The 26,899-nt window shown below is 49.4% G+C and carries 25 protein-coding genes; 5 read left to right on the top strand and 20 right to left on the bottom strand.

Annotation, left to right across the window (positions count from 1 at the left end; all coding sequences use genetic code 11):
* Window positions 1-16 precede the first annotated feature (16 nt).
* From ASC40_RS07005 to pilM, 12 genes are all read right to left on the bottom strand, one after another.
* Window positions 17-1,207 carry a BaiN/RdsA family NAD(P)/FAD-dependent oxidoreductase gene (locus ASC40_RS07005; RefSeq protein ID WP_055439076.1) on the bottom strand — a complete coding sequence of 397 codons (1,191 nt, stop codon included), beginning with the start codon at window positions 1,205-1,207 and terminating at the stop codon, window positions 17-19.
* Window positions 1,208-1,684, bottom strand: a complete 477-nt coding sequence (locus tag ASC40_RS07000; RefSeq protein WP_055439075.1) for a peroxiredoxin — start codon at window positions 1,682-1,684, stop codon at window positions 1,208-1,210.
* Entirely contained in the window at window positions 1,677-2,345 is a 669-nt protein-coding gene (locus ASC40_RS06995; RefSeq protein WP_055439074.1) for a class I SAM-dependent methyltransferase, read from the bottom strand. The genes ASC40_RS07000 and ASC40_RS06995 overlap by 8 nt, the downstream gene beginning before the upstream one ends.
* On the bottom strand, window positions 2,345-2,788 hold the full coding sequence (locus tag ASC40_RS06990) for a GNAT family N-acetyltransferase (RefSeq protein ID WP_055439073.1): 444 nt from the start codon (window positions 2,786-2,788) through the stop codon (window positions 2,345-2,347). The genes ASC40_RS06995 and ASC40_RS06990 overlap by 1 nt, the downstream gene beginning before the upstream one ends.
* Window positions 2,785-3,651 (bottom strand): Dam family site-specific DNA-(adenine-N6)-methyltransferase, encoded by an 867-nt coding sequence (locus tag ASC40_RS06985; protein WP_055439072.1) that lies wholly within the window; start codon window positions 3,649-3,651, stop codon window positions 2,785-2,787. The genes ASC40_RS06990 and ASC40_RS06985 overlap by 4 nt, the downstream gene beginning before the upstream one ends.
* Complete coding sequence (aroB, locus tag ASC40_RS06980) at window positions 3,644-4,732, bottom strand: 3-dehydroquinate synthase (RefSeq protein ID WP_055439071.1); 1,089 nt, start codon at window positions 4,730-4,732, stop codon at window positions 3,644-3,646. Before aroB ends, ASC40_RS06985 begins: the two co-directional genes overlap by 8 nt.
* A 30-nt stretch (window positions 4,733-4,762) precedes the next feature.
* Entirely contained in the window at window positions 4,763-5,281 is a 519-nt protein-coding gene (aroK, locus tag ASC40_RS06975) for a shikimate kinase AroK (protein WP_055439070.1), read from the bottom strand.
* Between the two features lie 124 nt (window positions 5,282-5,405).
* Window positions 5,406-7,523 (bottom strand): type IV pilus secretin PilQ, encoded by a 2,118-nt coding sequence (locus ASC40_RS06970; protein WP_055439069.1) that lies wholly within the window; start codon window positions 7,521-7,523, stop codon window positions 5,406-5,408.
* Window positions 7,523-8,056 (bottom strand): pilus assembly protein PilP, encoded by a 534-nt coding sequence (locus tag ASC40_RS06965; RefSeq protein WP_055439068.1) that lies wholly within the window; start codon window positions 8,054-8,056, stop codon window positions 7,523-7,525. Before ASC40_RS06965 ends, ASC40_RS06970 begins: the two co-directional genes overlap by 1 nt.
* Window positions 8,053-8,643: a type IV pilus inner membrane component PilO gene (locus tag ASC40_RS06960; protein WP_055439067.1), complete on the bottom strand. Its 591-nt coding sequence runs from the start codon at window positions 8,641-8,643 to the stop codon at window positions 8,053-8,055. Before ASC40_RS06960 ends, ASC40_RS06965 begins: the two co-directional genes overlap by 4 nt.
* Entirely contained in the window at window positions 8,640-9,230 is a 591-nt protein-coding gene (locus ASC40_RS06955; RefSeq protein WP_055439066.1) for a PilN domain-containing protein, read from the bottom strand. The genes ASC40_RS06960 and ASC40_RS06955 overlap by 4 nt, the downstream gene beginning before the upstream one ends.
* Entirely contained in the window at window positions 9,218-10,285 is a 1,068-nt protein-coding gene (pilM, locus tag ASC40_RS06950) for a type IV pilus assembly protein PilM (RefSeq protein ID WP_055439065.1), read from the bottom strand. The genes ASC40_RS06955 and pilM overlap by 13 nt, the downstream gene beginning before the upstream one ends.
* A gap of 213 nt (window positions 10,286-10,498) precedes the next feature.
* Between pilM and ASC40_RS06945 the strand changes: the two genes are divergently transcribed.
* A complete protein-coding gene (locus tag ASC40_RS06945; RefSeq protein WP_245622232.1) occupies window positions 10,499-12,964 on the top strand; it encodes a penicillin-binding protein 1A in 2,466 nt (821 codons plus the stop codon).
* Window positions 12,965-12,967: 3 nt separating this feature from the next.
* Here ASC40_RS06945 and metL read toward each other — a convergent pair whose 3' ends face one another.
* Window positions 12,968-15,418, bottom strand: coding sequence for a bifunctional aspartate kinase/homoserine dehydrogenase II (gene metL, locus ASC40_RS06940; RefSeq protein WP_055439063.1), 2,451 nt, complete (start codon window positions 15,416-15,418; stop codon window positions 12,968-12,970).
* Between the two features lie 235 nt (window positions 15,419-15,653).
* Here metL and metJ point away from each other — a divergent pair, with 235 nt between their 5' ends.
* A complete protein-coding gene (gene metJ / locus ASC40_RS06935; RefSeq protein WP_055439062.1) occupies window positions 15,654-15,971 on the top strand; it encodes a met regulon transcriptional regulator MetJ in 318 nt (105 codons plus the stop codon).
* On the opposite strand, the gene ASC40_RS06930 is transcribed toward metJ, so the two are convergent.
* The 7 genes from ASC40_RS06930 to argC form a co-directional block, all read right to left on the bottom strand.
* Entirely contained in the window at window positions 15,968-16,273 is a 306-nt protein-coding gene (locus tag ASC40_RS06930; protein WP_055439061.1) for a HigA family addiction module antitoxin, read from the bottom strand. The two genes, metJ and ASC40_RS06930, sit on opposite strands and share 4 nt — an antisense overlap.
* Window positions 16,270-16,560: a hypothetical protein gene (locus ASC40_RS06925; protein WP_055439060.1), complete on the bottom strand. Its 291-nt coding sequence runs from the start codon at window positions 16,558-16,560 to the stop codon at window positions 16,270-16,272. The genes ASC40_RS06930 and ASC40_RS06925 overlap by 4 nt, the downstream gene beginning before the upstream one ends.
* Before the next feature lie 105 nt (window positions 16,561-16,665).
* The gene (gene argH, locus ASC40_RS06920) at window positions 16,666-18,507 is read right to left on the bottom strand and encodes an argininosuccinate lyase (RefSeq protein ID WP_055439059.1); all 1,842 of its coding nucleotides are present in this window, start codon (window positions 18,505-18,507) and stop codon (window positions 16,666-16,668) included.
* Window positions 18,508-18,510: 3 nt separating this feature from the next.
* A complete protein-coding gene (locus ASC40_RS06915) occupies window positions 18,511-19,743 on the bottom strand; it encodes an argininosuccinate synthase (RefSeq protein ID WP_055439058.1) in 1,233 nt (410 codons plus the stop codon).
* Window positions 19,740-20,654, bottom strand: a complete 915-nt coding sequence (gene argF / locus ASC40_RS06910) for an ornithine carbamoyltransferase (RefSeq protein WP_055439057.1) — start codon at window positions 20,652-20,654, stop codon at window positions 19,740-19,742. The genes ASC40_RS06915 and argF overlap by 4 nt, the downstream gene beginning before the upstream one ends.
* Before the next feature lie 48 nt (window positions 20,655-20,702).
* The gene (gene argB, locus ASC40_RS06905; RefSeq protein WP_055439056.1) at window positions 20,703-21,470 is read right to left on the bottom strand and encodes an acetylglutamate kinase; all 768 of its coding nucleotides are present in this window, start codon (window positions 21,468-21,470) and stop codon (window positions 20,703-20,705) included.
* Window positions 21,467-22,486: an N-acetyl-gamma-glutamyl-phosphate reductase gene (gene argC / locus ASC40_RS06900; protein WP_141656120.1), complete on the bottom strand. Its 1,020-nt coding sequence runs from the start codon at window positions 22,484-22,486 to the stop codon at window positions 21,467-21,469. Before argC ends, argB begins: the two co-directional genes overlap by 4 nt.
* 317 nt (window positions 22,487-22,803) lie before the next feature.
* Between argC and rpmE the strand changes: the two genes are divergently transcribed.
* The 3 genes from rpmE (at window position 22,804) to priA (ending at window position 26,838) form a co-directional block, all read left to right on the top strand.
* A complete protein-coding gene (gene rpmE, locus ASC40_RS06895) occupies window positions 22,804-23,025 on the top strand; it encodes a 50S ribosomal protein L31 (RefSeq protein WP_055439055.1) in 222 nt (73 codons plus the stop codon).
* A 235-nt stretch (window positions 23,026-23,260) separates the two neighbouring features.
* Window positions 23,261-24,505, top strand: a complete 1,245-nt coding sequence (locus ASC40_RS06890) for a malic enzyme-like NAD(P)-binding protein (protein ID WP_055439054.1) — start codon at window positions 23,261-23,263, stop codon at window positions 24,503-24,505.
* Window positions 24,506-24,663: 158 nt separating this feature from the next.
* Entirely contained in the window at window positions 24,664-26,838 is a 2,175-nt protein-coding gene (gene priA, locus ASC40_RS06885) for a primosomal protein N' (RefSeq protein WP_055439053.1), read from the top strand.
* Window positions 26,839-26,899 lie beyond the last annotated feature (61 nt).

Here is a 26,899-nt window from a genome sequence, read left to right as displayed (position 1 = left end):
AGTGGTCCGCAGCGTACTAAACGCTTTCACCACAAACCCAACCACTACTCCAGGCCCATTGGAAATTGTAGCCACCCAACCAGCCGGTTACATCAAGTACTTCACCAATGAAATACAAGCCGGGCTGTAGGCGACTTTCCATAGTTTTCGAGCTGACTTGGTTGGTGTCAACGCCGCCTAGAGTCACTTCGGCGGTGCGGTACCCTTCGGTGCCATTTGGCTTTAGCGGCCATTGGTGCAGAGTGTCTGCAACGTGCTGCAATTGGGCGTTACTGCAGTCGGCTAGATTTTTGTCGGGCCAGTTGTATTGCTCGCATAAGGCTATGGCTAAGCGTTTTGGAAACCAATCCTGAATAGCGCTACGCAGGCTCATACGGGGGCGGCTTTGGCGTAACGCGGCTAAGTTTTCAAACACGTTCTCTTGCGGCAACAAATTGACTTCAACGGTTTCACCAGGGTACCAAAACGACGATATTTGCAGCATAGCCGGCCCAGAAACACCGCGGTGGGTAAACAGCATGGCTTCTTTAAAGCTGGCGCGCTGGTTGCTGGCTACAACATCTACCGATAAGCCCGAAAGCTCAGCGTACCGCTGTTTGTCGGCATCGTGCAGGGTAAACGGCACTAAGCCGGCACGCACGGGCACAATGCGGTGGCCAAACTGCTCAGCGAGCTGGTAGCCCAAAGGTGTCGCACCAAGTTTTGGCATAGACAATCCGCCACAAGCTACCACCACTTTTTCGGCCTGCAGCAACCCGTGTGATGTGTTTACCACGTAGCCATCGGGGCCATGCTCAACACTGCGCACCTCGGTGCGCAACTGTACGTGAGCGCCGTATTTGCTGCATTCTTTCATAAGCATATTGACGATTTCTTTGGCACTATTGTCGCAAAATAACTGGCCTAAAGTTTTCTCGTGGTACGCAATACCGTAGTCGTTAACTAACCCAATAAAGTCCCATTGGGTGTAACGACTTAAGGCTGACTTACAAAAGTGAGGGTTTTCCGACAAATAGTTCTCGGGGCTGGCATACATGTTGGTAAAATTACAACGACCGCCACCAGAGATAAGAATTTTTTTACCTGCTTGTTTGGCATGATCAAGCACCACCACGCGTCGGCCTCGTTTGGCGGCGGTGGCAGCGCAATGAAGGCCGGCAGCGCCGGCCCCAATGACAATCACATCATGCACAGCGTGTTGCGACATTTACAGTGCTTCAAGTACGTGCTCAGCGCTGCTGACGCCGTATGTTTTTTCGTCTTCAACAAATAAGTGCTTAATCACACCATCAGTAATCACCATGGCGTAACGCTCGGCGCGGGTACCGCCAAAGCTGCCTGTTTCTTTAATCAGGCCAAGCTCGCGGTGGTATGACGCATCGCCGTCAGCCAATAACATCACGGCATCACCAACGTTCAAGGCTTTACCCCATGCTTTCATGACAAACGCATCGTTAACCGCAACGCAGGCAATGGTTTGTACGCCTTTGGCGCGTAGCTTGGCAGCGTGTTCAACAAAGCTAGGTAAGTGTTTCTCTGAACAAGTAGGCGTGAAGGCGCCAGGTACGGCAAACAAAATATGCGTGCCTTTGGCAAAAAGTTCCGCTGGATCAAATTGCTGCATGCCCACTTCACCAAGTGCCGTTAATGTGCCAGCAGGAATACGGTCATTCGTTCTAATCATTTTGTTGCTCCGGAAAATAAAGGTCAAAGCGGTGTTTTTTACTGATCACTTGCGCGTGAGGTTTTACACCGGCTAAAAAGTCAGCATGTTGCGGGCGTTTGACCACAACGCGCTGACGCGCAATACGTAATGCAGGCTCTAGCAAGGCGTCGGCGTCTTCGTCGCTGCCAACAAGTTGCTGAAACATTTGCATGTCTTTCTTTACGGCGGCTTTGGCTTTGCGATCACCTTTAGGGTACATCGGGTCTAAATACACCACATCAAAACTGTCATCTGCAAGCGCCGCTAGTTCGGAAGTATCCACAAAGTATAGTCGCTGTTGCCAATCTGGCATGGCCGCATGCAAGCGCTGCAGAGCGTCTTGTAACAGTTGGCGCACTATGGGGTGGCGTTCGTTCAGCCCGACATGGGCACCTAACTGAGCAAGCACGAGAGCATCACGGCCAAGGCCAGCCGTGGCATCTAATATACTGGGAGTTTTCAATTTGTGCAGTGCACAGGCACGAGCAATAGCTTCGTCTTTAATGCGTGCGTGCGCGGCTCGGAAAGCATTTTTACCGGCTAAAAAATCGATGCGAAGCGGCAACATTTTTGGCTGCGCTAGCCAGCGTAATTGCAGGCCGTCGTCGCTTTGCTCGAGTACAAAGCCAGTGTCGCTCATTAACGGCGTTCCATATCAATATGGGGAATATCATCTTCAAGGTACTCGTCGCTGATGGCGACAAACCCAAAGCTTTCATAAAACGCCCGCAAATACACTTGTGCGCCTAATCGAATCGGCAACTGCGGGGTATAGCGTTCACACACCTCAATGGCGCGCAGCATCAGCTCACGGCCATAACCATGGCGGCGTACGGACTGCGACGTCAACACGCGACCAATACGGCTATACCCGTTACTGCTCTCGCCCAAAAAGATGCGGGCGTATGCAACCACACTTTCTTTGTCGCTGTCTGCCCACAAATGCAAAGCCTTATCATCGGCGCCATCGGCGTCTAAATAGGGGCATGTTTGCTCCACCACAAATACTTCTTCGCGGCGTTGCAAAATGGTATACAGCTCAGTGGTGTTTAGGTCAGAGAAGCTTTTTAAATACCAGTTCATCGAGCGCGCTTCCGTAACTGCGGGTTCAAAGTGACTACATTACCTAAACGATGCTGATAAACCGCCAACAACTCAGCGACCTTACCTCGGCTTTCGCCCTTGGGGCTTATAAAGCGTGATACCTGCAAGGTTTCAAGCTGCGCTTTTTTATAAAGCAAACGGGTGAATTCAGTGTCGTGGTTGCTAATAACTACTGGAATTCCGCGTTTTCGGGCGGTTTTTTCAGCACGGCGTGCAAGTTCAGTTTGGTCATCCATACCAAACCCACCACAGGCGTAACTGGTAAAGTTTGCAGTTAAACTAAGCGGCGCATAGGGAGGGTCACAATAAACCACATCTCCCTGACGAGCGCGGCGAAATACATGTTCAAAACTCATGCAGGTAAAGGTAGCGCGTTTGGCTTTTTCTGCAAAAAATTCAATTTCGGCTTGTGGAAAATAAGGGCGTAAATACTGCCCAAAAGGCACGTTAAACTGCCCAGATAAATTGTAGCGACACAGGCCATTGTAGCCATGACGGTTCAGGTACAAAAATAACAGTGAACGCTCATAAGGGTCGGTGCTTTGGTTAAACTGCTGGCGCAGCGCATAATATGCTTCGGCGGAGTTATTTGCTTGACTAAATAGTTTGCGAGCGTCTTCAATGAAACGTTTTGGACGGCGTTTAACGGTTTTAAACAAGCCGATGAGATCGGGGTTAACGTCGTTCAGCAAATATTTTGGATAATCAGTATTTAAAAACACTGACCCAGCGCCAACAAATGGTTCAATAAGCTTATTGCCTGCCGGAAGCACCGCAGTAATAGGTTCAATAAGGTTATATTTACCGCCGGCCCACTTGAGGAAGGCACGCTGCTTAATCATCACTAGTGCTCATCGCTTTTATTGCTTCACCAATCATTTGCCAGTCAGCCATTGGCCGTATAGTGGCGGAGCCAATTGCTGTGGGTAACACTAAACGAATGGTACCGTCTTGTACTTTTTTATCACGTTGCATAAATGCTTGCCACTGCTCAAGCTGCATCAGGGGCGCACGTACGGGCAAGTGCAATGACTGCAGTAAATTTTCAATGCGCGTAACTTCTACCGCGGTCAGTTCACCAAGCTGAAACATAAGTTGCGCCGCAATGATGGTGCCGGCAGCAACGGCTTCGCCGTGTTTCCAGGTATCATAGTGTGCAGCTTCAATGGCATGACCAAAGGTATGGCCTAGGTTCAACAAGGCGCGTACCGACTGTTCATGTTCATCAGCCGCAACAACTTCAGCCTTTATTTGGCAGCTGCGTTGAATAGCGTAGGTTAGCGCTGCGCTTTCGCGCGCATTTAATTCTTGTACATGGGCTTCAAGCCAAGTGAAAAAGTCGGCATCAGCAATAATCCCGTATTTGACAACTTCGGCTAAGCCACAGGCGTAGTCTCGGTCACTCAGGGTTTGCAAACATTCAGTGTCAATGAGAACTGCCTGCGGTTGGTAGAATGCTCCTACCATATTTTTACCACCAGGATGATTGATGGCGGTTTTACCGCCGACTGACGAGTCCACTTGAGCCAATAAAGTGGTCGGAATTTGATAGAAGCGCACGCCACGCTGATAAGTTGCGGCTACAAAACCGGCTAAATCGCCGACCACGCCGCCACCTAACGCAATGATCGCACAATCTCGATTAAAATTGTGCTGAATGAGGGTGTCCATGATAGCACCGTAATTGACGAGACTTTTGGCCTGCTCGCCATCATCTATGGTGTGTACAATGACCTTGTGCTGACTTAGCTGATCAAGCACTTGCTCCGCGTATAGCGGGCCGACGACAGTGTTTGTCAGCAGCAAAATTTGTTGAGGTAATGCGTTGAATAGGGGGGTGCGCGTAAGTAACCCGGCGCCAATATCAATTGCATAGCTGCGCTCACCCAGGCCCACGATAATCTGCTGTGTGGTTTTCTGCATGAGCGCCTCCGCGTGGCAATTAATGGGCTGTTATAAGCCAACCTTTTCAATAATCTGGTCAATGACCACTTTTGTGCTTTGCTCGTCAGTGCGTACCACAATGTCGGCAATTTCCTCGTACAAAGCATTACGCGCTTCAGCTAAGTTTTCAAGCACTTCACGCGGGTTGTCCGCTTCGGCAATCAATGGGCGACGTTTGTCACGCTGGGTGCGAGCAAGTTGCTTGTCGATGGTGGTTTGCAAATAAACTACAACGCCACGCGCAGATAGACGATTGCGACTCTCTTTGCTGAGAATTGAGCCGCCGCCTGTCGCTAACACAATACCGGTGTTTTCAGTAAGTTCTTCAATAACTTTTTCTTCGCGCAAACGAAAACCTTCCTCGCCTTCTAGCTCAAATACCCAAGCGATATCGGCGCCCGTACGGCGTTCGATTTCTGTATCAGAGTCATAAAATTCGAGGTGGAGTTGGCGAGCAAGTTGCCGCCCAATTGTGCTTTTACCAGCGCCCATAGGGCCAACTAAGAAAATGTTACGTTTTTCAGCCATATTGATGTGTTACTTCACTTATTTAACTAGCTGTGACTCACGGAATCCGGAGTGTCTCAAGACCTTCCTTTACCCAACCAAAAAGATGCGCGATTATCGCAAGTCACAGCTACATAAGCAAGGTTTACGGCGTATTCGTTACAATTCGTGGTGTCACGAAGATTAACAGTTCGCGCTTTTCGTTCACCTGACTGTCGGTGCGGAATAACACGCCCACGTATGGAATATCGCCAAGCAACGGTACTTTTGAAATGTCATTCAAAATTTGCTGCTGATAGATACCGCCTAACACAATGGTCTCGCCGTTTTCCACCAACACCTGTGTGCTGATTTCTTGCGTGTCAATTGACACCGCAGGGCCTGTTGGCGTACTGACGGTTTCACCTCGAGTGTTTTGGGTGATTACTAAGTCCAAAATAACACGGTTATCTGGAGTGATTTGTGGCGTAACGGTTAAACCTAAAACGGCCTTTTTGAACTGTACTGAGGTAGCGCCTGATGATGCACTTTCAACGTACGGAATCTCAGTACCCTGCTCAATATAGGCTTCTTTTTGGTTTGCGGTGGTTATGCGCGGGCTGGCAATAATTTCACCTTTGTTTTCTCGTTCAAGCGCTGACAGCTCAAGGTCTAATAGCCGACCGTCGGCTAGTTTAGCGACTTGGAAGCCAATGGTGGCGGCCGGCGAGGCAATTGGCAAGTTCACGTTAAAGTCGCCAGTGACGCTGGTACCAGTGCCCCAAGGTAGCGGCTGCGAGGTATCTACGGAAGGCTCTGTAACGCCCCAGCGAATACCGAGCTCGTCGCTAATATTGTCACGTACAGTCACCATGCGTGCTTCAATAATCACTTGTTTAACCGGTACATCAAGCACGTTAACCATGGCTTTAACGGTGGCAATTTGCTCTGAAGTATCGCGCACTAACAAGGTGTTGGTGCGCTCATCTACTGTTACGGCACCGCGAGACGAAAGCAAATCAGAACTATCGGTGCGCAGTATCTGAGCAATCTCCTCTGCTTTAGCGTAGTTAATCTGAATATAAGAGCTTTCAAGTGGCGCGAGATCTTGCATGCGCTGCTGGCTTTCCAGTTGTTCTGCTTCACGTTGAGCCAACTCAGAAGCCGGTGCAACTATCAGAATATTCTGGTCATAGCGCTTATCTAGCCCTTTGACGCGCAGAATAGTTTCCAGAGCTCGCTCCCAAGGAACATTTTCTAAACGTAAGGTAATGTTCCCAGTGACTGACTCACTTGCCACCAAGTTTAAATTGTTCTCTTCGGCCAAAATTTGCAGCAACTGGCGAACGGGAACATCTTGGAAGTTCAGAGAAATTGGTTTCTGGTTTGATTTTGCTTGTGCTTCTTGTGCCGAGGCTTGAGGTGCCGGCATTAAATTTAAGCGCAGGTAGCCATCAATTTGCTCAAGTTGATGTTTGAACTTGGCTTTACCGGCAATTTTAATGCGGCTATGGCGGCCATCGCGGAAAGTTTCGACAAACGCAACAGGTGTCGCAAACTGGCTCACATCAAGCACGTATAGCAAGTCTTCGGGTAATTCAGTGTCATACAGAATTACTTCAAGGTCATTGCCTTTCATGCGGGCTTCGTGCTCAACGTTGTCTTTATTGAGCGCAATACTTACCTGACCGACATCATTTGATAGGCGGAAGAAGTTAATATTAGTTACCGCGCTTCGGGTGGCGTGCACGAGAGGCTTCGACTGCGTCTCGGTACGAACTTCAGCACGTTGCTGTTGTTCAACTGTTGGCGTTGTTGTGAGTTCTTGCTTTGGTTTGCTCGCTTGTTTAGCTGTAGGCTTCTTAGCTGGCGGCTTACTGGCTGCGGTGGTTGCTTTGGGCTGGTCATCTTTGCTGGCAATAAACACCAGGACCATGACTTCGCCAAAACGACTCATTAGGTGCTCTAACGGCTGTTTGGTGTGCACGCGCAGCATCAAATCTTCGCGTTGCTGTTCAACTTCAACATAGTCTAACAGTGGGTGGTCATTTAGGTTCAAACGACCGTCAGCTATGTTGGCTTTGGTGCCGAGTAGTAAAAACTCGTGCAAATTGGGGTTGCTGCTACGCTGCACGACAGGCGACTCGACGCGTTTCGAAAAATGCGCTTCTAAATTAAAGCGATCTTTGTTCAGCGCAATCTGCTCAACCCGTAGAAGCTCATTTGCGGATACCGCCAACGGCATCAACAACAGAAAATAAAAGGTACGGATTAAGTGCTTCATTAGTTCGAGCTCCTTTGCGAGTTCAGCAAGGTTAACGACACGTCACGTTGTTGCCAACAACCGTCGCCAGTTGCTAACCATTCACGAATCGAAATTTGTTGGTTGGTAATCGAGGTAACACGGCCGTTATCAAGGCCAATAAAGTCGCCTCGCTCCACACGGAATAGTTTGCCATCGTTTGACACCAATAGTGCAACCAGCTGGCCGTTCGAGCGCATGGTTCCACTCAATGACAATTGATCGAGTGCAACACCTTCAAGGTTGCCCTGCGGATTGCCAAGCGTGGGTTGCGGGCAATTTTGCCCAACCCCAGGTTCGGGGCCAGCACGCAATGGTGTGGGCTGAAACGGGTTGCGAATATTCGCCCCAGTATATTGAATACGCTCAAGTTCTGGCAGCTGCGGCGGCGGGCTAATACCGGGCTTGGCACGTTGCTGAACTTGTGCCGTGAATTGCTCAAGATCTTGATGACCAGTTGGCGCGCAGCCGGCCAACACACCTATTACGGCAAGACTAATCAGCAATCGCATCATGGTTTCGCCCTCAAGGTTTGTTGACGATAGGTTTCTGCGTTCACCGATAGGCTTAGCGTGCCGCCATCGTCTTGTAGCTGCATTTTGAAGTTCTTCACACTAATGATGCGATCAAGGCTCGACATTTGGCCGACAAAATCACCAACTTGATGGTATTCGCCGCGTAATTCAATGCGCATGGGCAGGGCGGTATAAAACTCGCGAGGTTGCGGGTTTAGCCACTCAATACGGTCAAAGCGCAGGCCACTGCGGGTACCAATCAAGCTAATATCGTCCAGTAGTTTTGGCGTTTCGTCATCGTTTGGCAGCATGCTTAACAAGGTTTCTAAGTCACTGTTAAGTTGCTCTAGTTGCTCTCGATATAAAGGTAAGTTAACAGCCGTTGAGTATTTGGTTTCATAATCTTGTTTCAGCGTGGTCTCTTTGGCGACTTCGCGTTTATATGCCGCCCATTCGTCCGCTAAAATAAAATGATAGGCCGCAGCTAACACGGCAATACCAATAATAACCAACACCGCCATACGAAACGGTCGTGGCCAAAACGGCAATTCGTTAATGTCTAATTCACGTAGGCTGTTCATGCTCATTTATTAGGTGCCTCCGCGCTAGCTGGCGGTACAATATTAACCACCAGTGAAAATGCATCGTAATCGCCGCTAGCGCGCGCATTGCGGCCACGCGATTGGGCATCTGCCGAAACAACGCTGCGTAGGTCTGGTTGTTCAAACACGGCAGACTCTCTTAAATTACGCAAAAACTCAGATACGCGGTTGTTGGAAATACTGCGACCACTAATAATGAGCTGCATATCGCGTTTTTCTAAAGCGTGCAAATAAACCCCATCCGGCGTTCTTTCGGTAAGCTCGTTAAAAATAGTAATTGCGGTGTTGCGATCTTCATGTAGCGCCTGAATTAGCTTGATCCGATTCAAAATTTCGCTCTTTTTCTTGTTAATTGAGCTAATTTCCGCAATTTGACTATCTAGAATACGAATTTGCGACTGTAAATAGTTATTGCGGCGCTGTTGATAACTCTTGTAGTCGCCGATGACCATATAAGCGGCACCAAATAGCACAGCTGCAATGCCCACCGCTATACCGGCATGAATACCAAATCGTGTTTTGGCCCTTTGGCGCGCTGTTTCGCGCCAAGGCAGTAGGTTTACATGTGCCATGTCGCAAAACTCCGTAACCCAAGACCAATTGCTTCAACAAAGCGCGGCCCGTGATTTTGTAAATGGGAAAACTTACTCGGCAAAATGAAGTGTTCAAACGGATTCAGTGCATGCACTGGGTAGTCAACTTGCTCACTCAAAGCTTCAGTAATCATTGGCAACATAGCGCCAGTATTAATTAGGAGTATTGAAGAAAAGCCTTTATCCGCGGCGTTGCTTTGGTACATTTGTACGCCACGGCTAACTTGGTTCCATAAGTTGCTTAAGAAATCTTGAATAATTAACGATGGAAACTCGTCAATATCACCAGAACGCAATTTGGCCATGATTTCTCCATGGTCAATGCTGCCGTCTTCATCAAGTGCGCTGAGGAGTTGCGAAAGCCCACCTGACTGAAAGCGATGGAAGGCCACTTCGCCCTGGTGAATCACAATAATTTGTATGGCGCTGGTACTAATATCTAAAATTAAATAAGGCAGTTTACTGTCAAGAATTTCTGGGTGCATATGAGGCAGCAAGTGGCTGCACGCCCTTGCAATAGCTTGGTTGTCGACATCCATAATGGCGACCTTGTAACCGGCAGCCTCGAGTGCTTGCACTCGGCTATCGACACTAATAGTACGTGTTGCGGTGACCAATACGCGCTGTTGTCCTGGCAAGGTTTGATGCTCACCTAAGCTTTCAAAATCGTAGCGAACTTCGTTAATAGGGAACGGGATTAATGCTTCGGCTTCGCTTTCTATTTTTTCGGCAATTGCTTCGTCATCCAGATCAAGGCTCATCGGTACTTGTTTGGAAATGGCTTGGTTACCAGATACGGCAGCGACAGCAACCCGAGTGCTGCCCATACGCTTGCGTACCTGCGTAATCATTTTTGCAAGCTTTTCAATATCAGCAATTTCGTCGTCGGTAATTAAATTCTTCGGTAAAGCAACTTCAGCAACCTGCGTAATGTCATAGGTGTCGCCGCTTGGTACAAGTTCAATTGCTTTTACGGCATCCGAAGCGATATCAATTCCTAGACCTGGCTTTTTTCCCAGACCAAATAGCCCCATAATGCTCCCCTAAAGTGGACCGGTGTTCCGGCATTATATTATTAAAATTGTTCTATGCCGAACCTCATATTAAGCAGAAAGGTAAGCATTGTGCAAAGTTCTTTGCACAATCTAAATAAACATTACGTTTCTACTGTTATCTTTCTATAATATGAACGTAATTTGCGCAACCTGTAAAACAGTATAGCCGAAAGGAAAAAAAGGGGCGGTTTCTTGAAAATTATAAAGTGGATGCTGGCAGTTTTTGCAGCGCTAACAGTTCTAGGGACAATCACAGTTGTTGGCTTGTACTTCTATTGGCAAGATGAGCTGCCCACCGTAGCTGAATTGAAAGACGTGCGGTTGCAAACACCTATGCAGGTGTACTCATCAGACGGTGAACTCATTGCACAGTTTGGCGAAATTCGTCGTATTCCTCTGAAATTAGAGGAGATTCCGCAACCATTAATCAACGCTTTCTTAGCCACCGAAGACCAGCGCTTTTATGATCACTTCGGCATTGACCCTATAGGCGTGGCGCGAGCATTCGCATTGCTGTTAACCACTGGTGAAATTCAAGGGGGTGGTAGCACCATCACCCAGCAGCTGGCGCGAAATGTTTATCTAAGCTTCGAGCAAACCTGGACACGAAAAATAAAAGAAGCGTTTATCTCGTTGCACATGGAGCGCGAGCTTAGCAAAGACGAAATACTCGAGTTATACCTGAACAAAATCACCTTTGGTCACCGCGCACATGGTATTGGGGCGGCAGCGCAAGTTTATTATGGCAAAGACGTGAAAGATCTTACCTTGGCGCAAATGGCCATGATCGCAGGTTTGCCCAAAGCACCGTCCACCATGAACCCCATTTCTAACCCTGAGCGTGCACGTGAGCGCCGAGCTGTCGTTTTAGGGCGAATGCTGGCAGAAAACGTTATCACACAAGCGCAATACCAAGCGGCTCTGAATGAACCCATTGAAACACGGCTACACGGTGCTGAAGTGACTATGAGTGCCCCGTATTTGGCGGAAATGGTACGCGCCGATATGGTTTCTCGCTACGGCGAAGAAACTGCCTATAATGCCGGTTACAAGGTATACACCACTGTGAACGCGAAGCAACAGCGGGCTGCGCAGCGTGCGGTGCAGCTAAATTTGCACGGCTACGACGAGCGCCATGGGTATCGTGGTGCAGAAGCGGTGTTGTGGCAACCGAATGAAGAGGCCTGGCAACACGATGACATTCGTGACTACCTAAACAAGCAGCAAACCATTGGCTTAACGGTGCCAGCTGTGGTGCTAGGTGTGACCGAGCAAGCTGCGTTGGTGCTTACGGCAAGCGGCAGCCCGCGAGAAATTGCTTGGCAGGGGTTAGCTTGGGCACGCCCGTATATGCATGCAGACCGTCAAGGTCCGGCACCGAAAACTGCCGGAGACATATTGGCGCCGGGTGAATTGATTCGAGTGCGTGCAACAGAACAAGGCTTGCGCTTAGCCCAAATACCAGAGCCCAGTGGTGCGATTATTTCGTTGCGCCCGCAAGACGGTAGTATTGCTGCTGCTGTGGGTGGATATAGCTTTGCAATGAGCCAATTTAACCGAGCCATTCAAGCCGAGCGGCAAATTGGCTCAAACGTGAAGCCATTCATTTACTCGGCAGCACTAGAAAACGGGTTTACCTTAGCAACCTTAGTGAACGACGCGCCAATTAATCAATGGAGCCCGGGTAGCGGTATCGCTTGGCGGCCGCGTAACTCACCCGATGTTTATGAGGGGCCGATTCGTGTGCGCCAAGCACTGGCAAAATCTAAAAACGTGGTTTCAGTGCGGCTCATACGCGCGTTAGGTATTGATACTACCGTTGAGTATTTAACGCGCTTTGGCTTTCCAATTGACGAGCTGCCTCGTAATGAATCGTTGTCGCTGGGTTCATCGTCACAAACCCCGCTTGAAGTTGCGCGGGGTTATGCGGTATTTGCCAACGGCGGGTACTTGGTGAACCCATATTTCATTGACCGAATTGTGAATGACGATGACGAGGTGGTTTATACCGCGCGCCCAGCCGTGGCTTGTGTATTGTGCGAAGAAGAAAATGATCGTGAGGTGGTTCAAGCGCCGCGGGTGATTACCGAACAGAACGCATATTTAATAACGGAAGCTATGCAGTCTGCCGTGTGGGGTGGTGGTAGTTGGCAGCACCGCACCGGTTGGAATGGTACCGCTTGGCGTATTCAACGCTCAGACAAAATTGTAGAGTTAGCAGGGCGAAATATTGTTGGTAAAACAGGGACTACCAACGACAGCAAAGACACTTGGTTCTCAGGTTACGTGAGTGGATTGGTGACAACTGCTTGGGTTGGTTTTGACAACTTGGAACGGGCGCTCGGTAGTACCACCATGAACGAAAACCTTGATCAACAAGAGCAGCCTATCAGCGGCGCTGAAGGCGGCGCCAAAACGGCGCTACCAATGTGGATAGACTATATGGAAACTGCGCTTGAAGACGCCGATATACAGCCGTTTCAAGTGCCCCCAGGGCTCGTTATGGCACGTATTGACTTAGCTACCGGTAAATTAAGCCGTAAGAATGATTACACGACGCGATTCGAGTATTTCTTACCAGGTACCGCGCCGACTGAATATGCCGAACAGAAGTCGTCAAACAAAGATATCTTTGCTGACGACGACTCTATTTTTTAACGATTAGCGACTATGCCGGTTGCTTAGGCGACTAAGCAACTGGTTTAGGTCTGACTGCACACCACCCGCGGTCACTTCTTTACCGGCTCCAGGGCCGCTGATGACTAACGGCATTTCGTGATACCAGTCGGTGTAAATCACGAAAATATTCTCGCCCGGAATCAAATTTGCCAGCATGTCGCCCTCAGGAATGTACTCAATACCGACGCGTGCACGTACACTGTCGTCGTCTTGCACAGCAAAGCTAGCGAGCAAGCGCGGTACTTTGCCGGTTTTTTGCGCATCCAAATAAAGATCGTGCATGCTGTCGTCTAGCTCTGGCAAACGACGCATAAACTCATCGAGTGGAATCTCTTCAAGTTGCTCAGGCAGTAAGCTCTCAACATCGATATCTTTCCAGTCTAACTTCAAGCCAATTTCACGGGCCAAAATAAGCAACTTACGAACAATGTCTTGGCAAGTTAAGTCTTCGCGAGGGTCTGGCTCACTTAAGCCACGGGCTTTGGCTTCGCGTACAAGGTCGCTGAATTTAACCTCGGCATTAAAGTTCTCGAACAGCCAGCTCATGGTACCTGAGAAAATACCTGAAATACTGCGAATGGTGTCGCCAGAGTTGCGTAAGTCATTCAATGCATAATTTAACGGCAAACCCGCGCCAACCGTGGTGTTGTAATACCACTCACGCTCGTATTCACGTTGAATAGTGCGAATTTCGTTGTATTGTGACTCACCTGAAGCACCAGCGCGCTTGTTGGCGCTAATAATATGCAAGCCGTTGGCGAAAAAGCTTGGGTAAAGCTGTGCAACGGGCACTGCATCGGTTAAATCTAGCATGACCAATTCGTCATATGGCGCATTTGGCAGCTCAGGAATCAGCTGGCTGAGTTCATAAGGCCGCGCGAACTTATCAAAACTGGCTTCCCAGTGATCAAGCTCCAAACCATTATAATCAAGCCACATGCGGGTTGAGTTCAAAATACCGATAATACGCACATCCATTTGTTCGTTAATGCGCTCGCGCAAACGGCGGTAAAGTGATAACCACGCACTACCAATGTTACCGCGCCCAACCACCAATACGCCCAAGCTGCGGCGGTAATTAAACAACTGGCTGTGCAAGCGGTTCAGTAAACGGTTATCAAGTTTCTGCTCTAAAATGGCAATAACCGAGGTGCTGTCAGGCGAAAATGCCAAGCGACGCAGGTTTTGCGCACTCAGTTCTGCTTTAAAGGTGCTGTACTGATTAGTTTCTTGAATGCGATGCCCCACCAAGGCAATCATTGAATAGCCTTGCATTTGCACCACATGATCAGCTTTATCAACTTCTTCTAACCAGCGCTCTAAGTAATCCAAATGGTTTTGGTGATACGCATAGTAAGCATGGTGCTGGGCAACTTCGTTCCAGCTAATTAACGGCACAAGCTCAAGCTCTTCAAACTGCTGAACTAATTTGGCATCGCTTAAATCAACCCGAAATAGTACGACGTCAGTTAGCGAGGTTAATACTTTGCCCTGTGGTGTGGCGTCTTGGTATTGGCCAATGCGCGTTTGTTGGTTTTCTACTTTCAAGCTTGAACGCACGGCAATAACCATACGCTCACGGTTTACTGGCTGAAAGGTACGTGGATGAAGAATTGGGCTACCTAAACGCGCGAGCTCTTCGGCTTCTTGCCAATCAATGGTTGGTAAGCTGACCACACGCTCAACTTTGCGCGGGTCGGCCGAATACACCCCTGCAACGTCTTTCCATATAGTGACTTGCTTGGCATCAATAAGGCTACCGACTAGGGTTGCCGAGTAATCACTGCCGTTACGGCCTAAAATAAGTGAATTGCCCTGTGGGTCTGCACAAATAAAGCCGGTGACAATAAAACGTGTGCCCGGGTGCGGTGCAATGCGGTTCAGCAATCCAGCACGTGACACTTCAACACGAATATGCGGCTCTGGCGCGTCGTCGGCGACCAAGAAGGTGCGTGCATCAATGTAGTCGGCGGTAACGCCTTGCTGCTCAAGCAATGCAGCAAGCAGTCGTGCGCTCCATAATTCACCGTACGACAATAGCTCAGGGCGCCGTGTTATTTCCTCCTCGCCAGCTAACCAAGCGTACCAACGTTTGAAGTCATGCTGAGACTGTTCGAGCACGCGCTGCTGTACATCGCCATTGAGCAATTCAAGAATTAAACCCTGTTGGTATTTTTCCAACTGTTTGAGCAGTACTTCAGCCACACCTAAGTCGTCGCCTTTGGCGTCAATAATCGCCAAAATACGGTTGGTGGTATCGCCAGCGGCTGATACGACAACTAAGTCGCTCGCGCCAGCATACTCGGTCACAATACGTGCTACGCGGCGGTAACAATACGCATCAGCTAAGCTGCTGCCACCAAATTTGTGAACTTGTACTGTGTCGGCAACAGCCTGAATTTGTTCTGGGGTAACTTGAACCTCAACCGTCATGATGCGTGTGCTTTCTCCTGTGGGGCAAGGGTTGAATGTGTTTCACAATGCTAAAAATAAAGTATCGATTATACGGTGCGTTTTTCCACCAATAAAGCTTGATTACGCAAGGTTAGCACAAAAAGACGTATAGACAGCTATGCGTATAAAGTTGACTGCGCGAATTTGCACAGTACAATTCATCACATTGTGCATGGTTTTTGACAGAAAACAGTCGAATACAACGAGGTGAAGTATGGAATGGGACGGCGATTATATTTATCCGTATGTGGAACACGGTAAAAAAAGCGAGCACGTGAAAAAAATCACGGTGTCTATTCCTACTCGCGTACTAAAAGTGCTCACTGATGAGCGCACTCGCCGCCAAATCAAAAACTTACGTCACGCAACCAACAGCGAATTGCTGTGCGAAGCGTTTCTGCATGCGTTCACCGGCCAACCGTTGCCAACCGACGACGATTTACGCAAAGACAATCCTAATCGTATTCCACAAGCAGTACGCGACGAGCTAACCCGCCGCGGCCTGCCTATTCCGGAAGACATTGAAGACTAGCCGAATAGTGATTCGGCTTGTACCTCTTGTTGTTGCCGTTGTGCTTCTTGCAAATTAAATCGAGCTTGGCGATTTAGCCAGTATTCAGCGCTCACGTTTGTGGCTACTTCAAGTTTTCTCGCAAGTGTGACCGTAACCGCATCATGTCCGTTGAGAAAACGAGATAATTGAACGCGATTGATGTGTAGTTTATTAGCAGCGTCTTGAATTTTAAGGTTGTAGCGAACAATAAACTGCTGTTTAAAAATCTCACCGGGATGGCGAATGCGTCGCTTTATCGTTGGTTTGAATTGCTTAGTCATACGCCCTCCACGAAACAGTCAACATTGAATACGTGATTCCCTTGGTATGTAAACGTGATCGCCCCACAAGGCTCAACGCCGTTTACGGTGACGACCGCTTGTTCAATACCCTCATAATGATGAACCGTCCAAACGCCGCTAAAATCACGATAAGAAAAGTACGGGTCGTTCAGGTCGTCTAAAATATCGAACACATTTTGTAATGCAGTGGGAGGAAATGGCAGATCACTATATTCACCAACCTCGTAAAATGTCTGCAATACCGATGATGTGAAAGAATCAATCAACTGAACCTCCTTGTTCATAGTTAACGATTTGGTGTAACTATATTAGTTACATTTTGGTCGTGGTGACGTATTTTGTCAAACCAAAGCTGTGGTCGATTAGTGTCATTACAATATGTATTCTAACGCGGTCTCGTCGCAATTATCTTTGCGAGGGCACAAGTCACAGTCTTTCATGACTTTTTCGGGCAGCTTTTCTTTCAAGGTAATACGGAAATTAAGCTTGCCGAAAAACTCCGGCACACGGGTTAAGACAATGGTGCGACTAATACCCAGTTCACGCGCTTTCCAAAGCAAGAATGCCACGAGTTCTGCGCCTAAACCTTTGCCTTGCGCAATTGGGAACAAGCCCAAGCTACGAATTTCGGCTAAACCGGTGCTATACACATAAAGCGCGGCACAGCCGACGACCTCATCGTTGATTTCAGCTACCGCGAAGCTTTGAATTGCTTGCAGTATATCGGCTTTGTCGCGAGGCAGGTTTTCACCTTGATCAGCCCAATAAGCGATTAGTTCACAAATTTTATCGACATCACTTAAGCGTGCCTGGCGCACGTGCTTGCTTGCCGCTTCAGCGGCGTGCAGCCAGTCTTGTGCATGCTTAATAGCAACTTTAACTGCTGCGGGCGAGGTGCCGCCTAAAGCTGCGCGCTTCTGTAAACCGTATTGCAAATCAAGGGTGGCATACACATCGTCTTCAACCAGTGCACACACTTGCTGGTAATCACTTAGGCTAAGTTGCTCAAGTGCAACGCCTTGCTGTTGCGCTACAACCACCAACTCGCCAGTCATATGGTGGGCGTCACGAAAAGGTACGCCTTTGCTGACTAAATAATCAGCCAGCTCAGTCGCATTACTGTAACCCAACGCGGCTTGTTGCGCGGCATGTTCGCGGTTTACACGCAGTTCAGGTACGGCAAACGCCAACATCTGTAAACACTGCAAGTAGGTATGCAAGGCATCGAACAAGCCTTCTTTGTCTTCTTGCATGTCTTTATTGTAAGCCAATGGCAGCCCTTTAAGGGTGATTTGCATAGCGTGTTGATGACCCATGACGCGGCCAGTTTTACCGCGCAGCAACTCAAATAAATCTGGGTTTTTCTTTTGTGGCATCAAAGACGAGCCGCTACTTATGCGGTCGCTCATGCTGAAGCAGCCCGACTCGCCTGAGCAATAAAAAATCACGTCTTCGGCAATGCGCGACAAGTGAATCATGCCGGTGCTGGCGGCGTTTAGCAGATCCAGCACAAAATCCCGATCGGACACGCCATCAAGGCTATTTTCACAGGCGTTACGAAAGCCTAGCTCGTGTGCCAACGCTTCCCGATCAATAGCTGCTGTGGTGCCCGCCAAGGCGCCGCTACCAAGTGGACTGACATCCATACGGCGCACGGTTTCGCGTAACCGGCTAACGTCACGCTGCAGCATGCTCACATAGGCCATAGCCCAGTGCCCAGCCACTATTGGTTGGGCCCGTTGTAGGTGGGTGTAGCCAGGCAGCATCGCATCACTGTATTGGCTAGCAAAGGCGATTAAATTCTCTATTGCAGCCAAATTGGCAGTAATCAAATGCTGTGCAAACTGCTTGCAAAACAAACGTAAATCGGTAGCAACTAAGTCATTCCGGCTACGCCCTGTGTGAAGCTTTTTCGCGGTTGCGCCAATGGCTTCAATGAGCTGAGCCTCCACCCAGCTATGAATGTCTTCGGCGTCAGTTTTTAGCGGCAGCTCGGGTTGCTGCGCGACACGCTTGGCTAGCTCTTTTAAAGCCTGCTGTAATTGCTGGTTCTCGTCGGCATTAATGAGTCCAGCGTGTTGCAGAGCAGCCGCCCACGCCTGTGACGCCTGAATATCAAATGGCGCCAACACGTAGTCAAAGCGCAACGAGTCATTAAATTGCTTAAATTCAGCGGCGCTTGGCTCGCTGAACCGTCCACCCCATAAACTCATGTGTTACTCCGCCTCGTCTGCTTGTTTGTGAAGTGCTCGAATACGGCTTGCCAAGCTATATAAACGAATAAAGCCTTCGGCATGTTTTTGATTATAGACTTCGTCTTCATCAAAGGTCGCAAATGCATTCGAGTACAAGCTGTTGGGCGAACGCTTCTGCGTCACAGTGGCTTGGCCTTTGTACAGTTTCACCACAATGTCGCCAGTTAACGGCTCAGCAATTTTGGTCGCAGCAGCTAACATCACTTCTTTCAACGGCGTGAACCAACGGCCGTCATACATAAGCTGGGCAAACTCATTGCCTAAGCGAATACGGTAGTCTTGCGTGGTGCGGTCAAGCACCAAGCTTTCTAAACCTTGCAACGCAGCGTACAGCACAGCACCAGCAGGTGTTTCATAACAACCGCGCGATTTCATGCCCACCAAACGGTTCTCTACCATGTCGAGACGGCCCACTCCATGGGCACCCGCTACTTTATTGAGGTGTAAAATAGCGTCGACCGGCTGATAGTCCTTATCGTTAATCTGCGTCAACTCACCGTTGGCAAAGGTCAATTTTAAATACTCTGGAGTATTAGGGGCATGCTCGGGCGCCACGGTCCAAGTCCATACTTGCTCAGTTGGCTCGTTCCATGGGTCTTCTAGTTCGCCACCTTCAGTTGAAATGTGCCACAGGTTGGCATCGCGGCTGTATATTTTGGTGGCCGACGCACTGCACGGTACATTGCGTTCAGCCAAATAGGTTAACAGTTGCGGGCGCGAGCGCATAGTCCATTCCCGCCATGGCGCAATGACTTTTAAGTCAGGGGCTAGCGCAGCAAACGCCGACTCGAAGCGCACTTGATCATTACCTTTACCGGTACAGCCATGAGCGACCGCGTCTGCACCCACCTGGCGCGCGACGGCAACTTGCGCCTCAGCAATTATTGGCCGCGCGAGTGCGGTGCCGAGTAAATATTGGCCTTCATAAATAGCACCGGTTTTAAGGGTTGGATAAATCACTTCGCTGGCGAACTTATCTTTTAAGTCAACCACATAACAACTACTTGCGCCCGAGGCGATGGCCTTTTCTTCAACCCCAGCCAATTCGTCGTCGCCTTGACCAACGTCAGCCACAAACGCCACCACTTCACAGTCGTAGTTCTCTTTTAACCAAGGCACAATTGCCGAGGTATCTAAGCCGCCCGAGTAAGCCAGTACAACTTTTTTCACAGAGGTGTTTTTAACGGCGCTCATGCGGCAGCTCCTTCAATTAATTTCACTAAAATAGCGTTTTGTGCGTGTAAACGGTTTTCGGCTTGCTGCAACACCAGGCTGCCCGCGCTATCAATCACCTCTGCGGTTACTTCGCGCCCGCGGTAAGCAGGTAAACAATGCATAAAATGCTTGGCGCCAAGGCGTTTCATTAAGTCGCTATTCACCTGAAACGGTGCAAAGTCATGCATCACGTCGTTGCTATCGCGCGTTTGCCCCATAGAAAACCAAGTGTCGGTATAAATAGCATCGGTTTGTTGCAGTTCGTTTAAGCTGTGCGCTACATGAATAGTGCCACCGGTTTGGTTGGCGACTTCTTGCGCTGCAGTCAGTAATTCAGTATTTGGCGCGTACCCTTCAGGTGTGACTATTTGTAATTGCATTCCTACTTGAGCGGCGCCGGCCATTAACGCATGACAGACATTGTTGCCATCGCCAATGTAAGTGAGGTGTACCTGCGACAAATCACCGAGCTGTTCTTGCAAGGTCAGTAAATCGGCTAACGCCTGGCAGGGGTGGCAAATGTCACTTAAGGCATTCACTACGGGCTTGCCCGAAGCGGCTGCAAGCTCACTCAAAGTGGCTTGTGAATAAACCCGTGCAACTATGGCGTCGTGCCAAAGAGCTAAGTTAGCACCCACGTCACTAGCTGGCTCGCGCGCACCCATGAGGTTTTGCGCATCTAAATAAATGCTGTGCCCGCCCAAGCGATTAATACCGGCCGCAAAGCTGGCGCGGGTGCGTAGCGATGGCTTTTCAAACAGCAGGGCAATGCTTTTGCCTTGCAAATAATTCGACCACGCGGTGGGGCGCTGCTTAATGGTGTGCGCTAACTGTAATAGGTCGTTGGTTTGCTGCGGGGACAAGTCGCCCATAGCCAATAAATCATTCATGTGTTGGAACCTTTCATATAAAACTGAGGTGTTAAATTGTGTTAGCTATTAAAAGCGGATGCGGGTTCCGGCTGCTTCACCCTTTGCTAAGCGGGTGAGCGCTTTGGCATCTTGCCAGCCGGCCACCGCGATGCTTCGTCGCGAGGCGGTTGCTGCTTGCACAGCGGCGTTAAGCTTGACCAACATGCCGTCACGCACGGTGCCGTCGGCAATAAGCGCGGGCGCTTGGTCAACCGATATAGACTCGATAAGCTCACCGTCTTGGTCCAAAATGCCTGGCACATCGGTGAGTAGAATTAAATCGGCATGTAAGAGCTGAGCAATAGCAGCCGCGGCTAAGTCCGCGTTGACGTTCAAGCGGTTACCAGCGTCGTCGGCGCCAATTGAGCTCAAAATAGGCAAGAAGTTTTTGTCTAGCAAAAACTGTAACAGCGCCGGTTGATTGGGGTGTGGAATACCCACCGCGCCGCGCGTGGCGTCCACGTCGCAACGCACTGAGTGCCCGGCTGATAAAGTTAACCCTACAGCGTTTAGTTGATGCTGCTGCGCAACGGCAACTAGCTGCGAATTCACATCACCCGCGAGTACACCCGCCACAATCGGCATTTGCACCGCCGGGGTAATGCGCTGGCCATCCACTTTCAAGCTGGTGTGGCCCAATTGCTCTAACAAGGCTTCGACCTGATCGCCTCCGCCATGCACCAACACCAACGGGCGTAACTTAGCCAATTGCGCAATAATGGTTAGCAGCGCATTTAAGTTGCTGTGACTTTGCAGCACGCGGCCACCAAGTTTAATCACTAATGGCGTACTCATATCACACCACCACGCCCCGTTAGGCCAGTGCTGGCGGGGATATCAAAATACATGTTAGCCAGTTGTACCGCTTGGGCGGCAGCGCCTTTCAATAAATTATCGATAGCCACGCACAAAATGACATGCCCGTTATGTACCACTGCGTGAATATCACAAAACGCCGTGCCTACCACGTCGTTAACAGCAGGTGGTTTTTGGCATAGCCGAACTAACGGCTGTGCGCTGTAGGCACGTTGCAAGGCTAAGTCAACGTCTTGCTGCGTAGTACCGGCCTCTAAAGGCGCATAAATAGTGGCTAAAATACCCCGCTTGAAATTCCCCAAATGCGGAACAAAAATGACAGGGCAGCCGACACTTTGACAAATTTCTGGCTGATGCCGGTGCGTCGCAACACCATACGCGGCCAAACTTACTTCACAAAAGCTGGTGTGCGCAGCCGCTTTGCGGCCCGCGCCAGACACACCACTTACCGCATTAATTAGCGGCGTGCCTTGCACCAAGTGCATTAACGGCTTTAAAGCCAATGCCGCTGCAGTAGGGTAGCAGCCAGGCACCGCCACCAAAGGCTCGTTGCCCTGTAGTATAGTCCATTCGGCTAAGCCATAAGGAACATCGGCAACCCCAATGTCGGGTTGCTCAAAAGCATAAGCTTGCAGGTGTTGATGTGGGTCGCGAAGCCGAAATGCACCTGAGAGATCAAATACAACCAACCCAGCTTTGATCAATACAGGGGCAAGTTCAGCGCTCGCTTCATGGGGTAGCGCTAAAAAAACCACCCGAACTTGCTGCGCAAGCTGCGGCAACAAATCCGAGTGCCAAGGTTGCAGAATAATATCAAGCTGACCCGCTATTTGTGGGTACAAACCAGCAAGGGGCTCTGCTTCTTCACGTGCGCTAGAAGAATAAGCATGTTTAAGCACAAAGAGTGGGTGATTATGCAGCAGCCACGCCAACTCAACGCCGCTATAGCCGCTAGCGCCAAAAACCGCGCATGGTATGCTTTTATCAAGTTCCACTAGATTAAATCACTCGTTGTTTTATGGTCAAAACGTGATCGAATTATAGTGAATAAAAATGCACAAAACAAGAATAAAAAATCAAAAACGATATTGGCTATTAGATATTAGATATTGGTTAGGGCGTTTCGAGCCCCCCCGCCCGCTAATATCTAATATCCAATATCCGATATCGCTCTTGATCTTGAGCCGCTTGCGGCTTATAATTCGCGCCCTAATTTGACGTGTTGCTTATAAAAGCAGCACATTTTTTAACAGTAATTTGTATGGTGTCCGGCAATAGATCGGATGGCGATGCAGCCTAACGAGGTAACCCCATGAAACAAGGTATCCACCCAGAATATAAAGAGCTGAAAGTATCATGCTCTTGTGGTCACTCTTTTGTGACTAACTCTACTAAAGGCGGCGAATTGCACTTGGACGTATGTGCAGAGTGTCACCCGTTCTACACTGGTAAACAGCGTATTATGGACACTGGCGGTCGTATCGAGAAATTCAACAAGCGTTTCAGCGTGTTGGGTGGCAAGAAAGAGTCTTAATTCAGACCCTTTTAAGCAGATTAACGAGAAAGGCGCCAGAAGGCGCCTTTTTTGTGTCCACAAAACAAGGAATGCTGCGGTTTCATTGAAAATTTCGATGGTGCCAATTTAAACAATTTAAAATCTTACTACCTATTTTGAGCTAATATGGCGTGCCTTATCAGGTAAGATGTCTTATTCGCAAGATTCAAACTACAATACTCGGAATAACTTGAAAAAATAGGTGCGCCACAATATGACCGACTTCCGCAAACAAGCCTTGGATTACCATGCGTATCCAACCCCTGGCAAAATTAGTATTGAGCTAACAAAACCCGCAGAGACCAGTAAAGATCTCGCGTTAGCTTATAGCCCGGGTGTGGCGGAGCCGGTAAGAGCCATTGCTGAAAACCCGGAAGATGTTTACAAGTACACCGCCAAAGGCAATATGGTGGCGGTTATTTCTAATGGCACGGCTATTTTGGGCTTGGGCAATTTAGGGCCGATGGCGTCAAAGCCGGTCATGGAAGGTAAGGCATTGTTGTTTAAGCGCTTTGCAGGGCTAGATTCCATCGACATTGAAGTGACACACCGCACCACGCAAGACTTCATCAACACGGTAGCGAATATTGCTGACAGTTTCGGCGGCGTAAACCTAGAAGATATTAAAGCGCCCGAATGTTTTGAAATTGAGCAGGCTCTTATTGAACGCTGCGAAGTGCCGATTTTTCATGATGACCAGCACGGTACCGCTATTGTGACAGCCGCTGGCTTGCTGAACGCACTAGAAATTCAAGGCAAAGACCTACGCAAAGCACAAATTGTCTGTTTGGGTGCTGGCGCTGCGGCCATTGCCTGTATGGAGCTATTGATTAAGTGTGGTGCCCAACGCGAGCACATTTATATGCTCGACTCCAAAGGAGTTATTCATACGCGCCGCGACGATTTAAATGAATACAAAGCGCTATTTGCCAACAACACAGACAAACGCACGCTTGAAGAAGTTATCACCGAAGCAGACGTGTTTGTGGGTGTATCTGGGCCGAACTTATTAGCACCAGATGCACTTAAACTTATGGCCGAAAAGCCAATTGTGTTTGCCTGCTCAAACCCAGACCCCGAAATTAAGCCAGAACTGGCACTGGCGGTTCGCGACGATTTGATTATGGCCACCGGCCGATCAGATTATCCCAATCAGGTTAATAACGTATTGTGTTTCCCGTTTATTTTCCGCGGTGCACTGGACGTACGCGCCAAAGCCATTAATGACGAAATGAAGTTAGCTGCAGTAGAGGCAATTCGCCAACTGGCTAAAGAGCCGGTACCAGAAGCTGTATTAAAAGCGTCAGGTGTCGACAAGCTTGAATTTGGCCCTAATTATATTATTCCGAAACCACTTGATGCGCGTTTGCGTACCCGAGTGTCGCGGGCGGTAGCAGAAGCGGCTGTTGCGTCAGGCGCTGCCCGCATCGAGCTCCCCAAAAACTACATGGCTGAATAAACCGTTTTTCGTGCGCTGCGCTGTTCGTACGCTGCGCTGTTCGTGCGTGCGACGCACTGTTCGAAGTCGTTTCGAACAGCATCGCGTACCAACAGTGAGCGAAGCGAACGTACGAATAACGATTAACGCTTAACGCTTTTCGCGGTACACTTTCGGGTATGACGCATGTAATTCAAATTGCGCTGCCCGTTCCCCTGCCGCGCCTATTCGATTATGACAGCCCCACACTTCCAGTTGTGGGCGCGCGCGTGCGTGTGCCATTTGGGAATCGCCAACTCGTCGGTGTTTGTTTGGGTGAAAGTACACAACCCGATGACAGCTATGTGCGTAAACCGATCGTTGAAGTACTTGATCAAGAATCGTTATGGTCACCGCCGGTGTGGCGCTTATTAAATTGGGCGGCTGGGTATTATCATCATGCTTTGGGTGATGTGATTCAAAATGCGCTACCGGTGTTATTGCGCCAAGGTGAGCGGGCGAGTTACCAAGCCACCACGCAGTATCAGGTAACGGCAGAAGGTAAAGCTGAAGCACTAGAGTCATTAAAGCGCGCCCCCCAGCAACAGCGGTTATTGGCTGCATTGCAAAAAGAAGCCTTGTTAAGCCGCGATATTCGCACGCAAGAGTTTTCGCCATCGGCGCTTAAAGCACTGCAAAACAAAGGCTGGGTTGAGGCGGTAGAGCATATACCCGCGGCAGTGCAAAGTTGGCAGTTAAAAATAGCTGCCGAGCCGTTACAGTTAAATCCTGAGCAGGCGCTTGCCGTGGCCGCCATTGGTGCTGCTAAAAAAGCGCAGACTTATTTGCTTGAAGGTATTACCGGTAGTGGTAAAACAGAAGTGTACTTGCAGGCCATGGCCGACGTGTTGCGGCGCGGCCAACAGGTGCTCGTGCTGGTGCCCGAAATTGGTTTAACACCACAAACATTACGGCGCTTTAAACAGCGTTTTGATGTGCCTGTGGTGATGTTGCATTCAGCATTGACTGACCGCGAGCGGCTAGATGCCTGGCTTGACGCGCGTGCTGGCAGCGCGGCAATTATTATTGGTACGCGCTCGGCTATTTTTACGCCGTGTAAAGCGCTGGGCATGATTATTGTTGACGAAGAACATGACAGCTCACTGAAGCAGCAAGAAGGCTTTCGTTACCATGCCCGAGACCTTGCAGTTATGCGCGGGCATGAAGAGAGCGTACCGGTTATTTTGGGCTCAGCGACACCTTCGTTAGAAACCCTAAATAACGCGCTGCATAAGCGTTATGCCCATTTAACGCTCACCATGCGGGCTGGGGCTGCTAAATCGGCTCGCCATGTATTACTTGATATAAAAAACACCCAATTAAAAGCCGGCTTGTCCAAGCCCTTGCTTGACCTCATGGGGGAGCACCTAAAAGCCGGTCAACAAGTGTTGTTGTTTTTGAATCGCCGTGGTTATGCGCCGGCGCTAATGTGTCATGAATGCGGTTGGCTTGCAAAGTGCCGCCGCTGTGATGCTTATTACACCGTGCACCAAGGGCAGCGGCAATTACAGTGTCATCATTGCGGAAGCCAGCAATCTTTGCCGCGCCAGTGCCACGACTGCGGCTCGACACAGCTAATTGGCCGTGGGGTAGGAACCGAACAACTCGAGCAAGTGCTACAGCAACACTTTCCCGAGTACCCTGTGCTGCGAATTGATCGCGACAGCACGCGTCGCAAGGGTAGCTTAAATCAGCATTTAGAAGACGCCCGTGATAATAGATATCCCATTTTGGTTGGCACCCAAATGCTCGCCAAGGGTCACCACTTTCCGGAAGTCACATTAGCCGCGTTGTTAGACGTTGATGGGGCATTGTATAGCGCAGATTTTCGTGCGGCAGAGCGCTTGGGGCAGCTATTTACCCAAGTTGCTGGGCGTGCAGGCCGAGCCAGTAAGCCGGGTACTGTGGTGTTGCAAACTCACCACCCCGAACACGAGCTAGTGCAAGACCTAGTCAATAATGGCTACAGTCACTTTGCCAAAAGTGCGCTGCAAGAACGTCACCTCACACAATTACCACCGTTTAGCCAGCAAGCCTTGTTTCGGGCCGAGGCCAACAATGCAGCGGCTGTTATTGAAGCGCTGCAAAGCATTGCTAATTTGTTTCCGCAGCGCGAGGACGCCTTTGTGCTTGGGCCTTTGCCCGCAGTTATGGAACGTCGTGCAGGCCGTTACCGATACCAATTATTGCTGCAAACGCAACACCGCGGGTTGCGTGCACAACTGTTGCGCTATGTATTGCCGCAGCTTGAGTCGTTACCAATGTTAAGAAAAGTGCGGTGGTCGCTAGACATTGACCCACAAGACTTCTGTTAACCCGCAAAAACATATAAAATGCTGAACAGCAAAAACGCTATTAGCTATTAGATATTGGATA

The organism is Pseudidiomarina woesei, from assembly GCF_001418345.1.
Classification (GTDB): domain Bacteria; phylum Pseudomonadota; class Gammaproteobacteria; order Enterobacterales; family Alteromonadaceae; genus Pseudidiomarina; species Pseudidiomarina woesei.
This window is presented reverse-complemented; position numbering and strand designations above follow the sequence as displayed.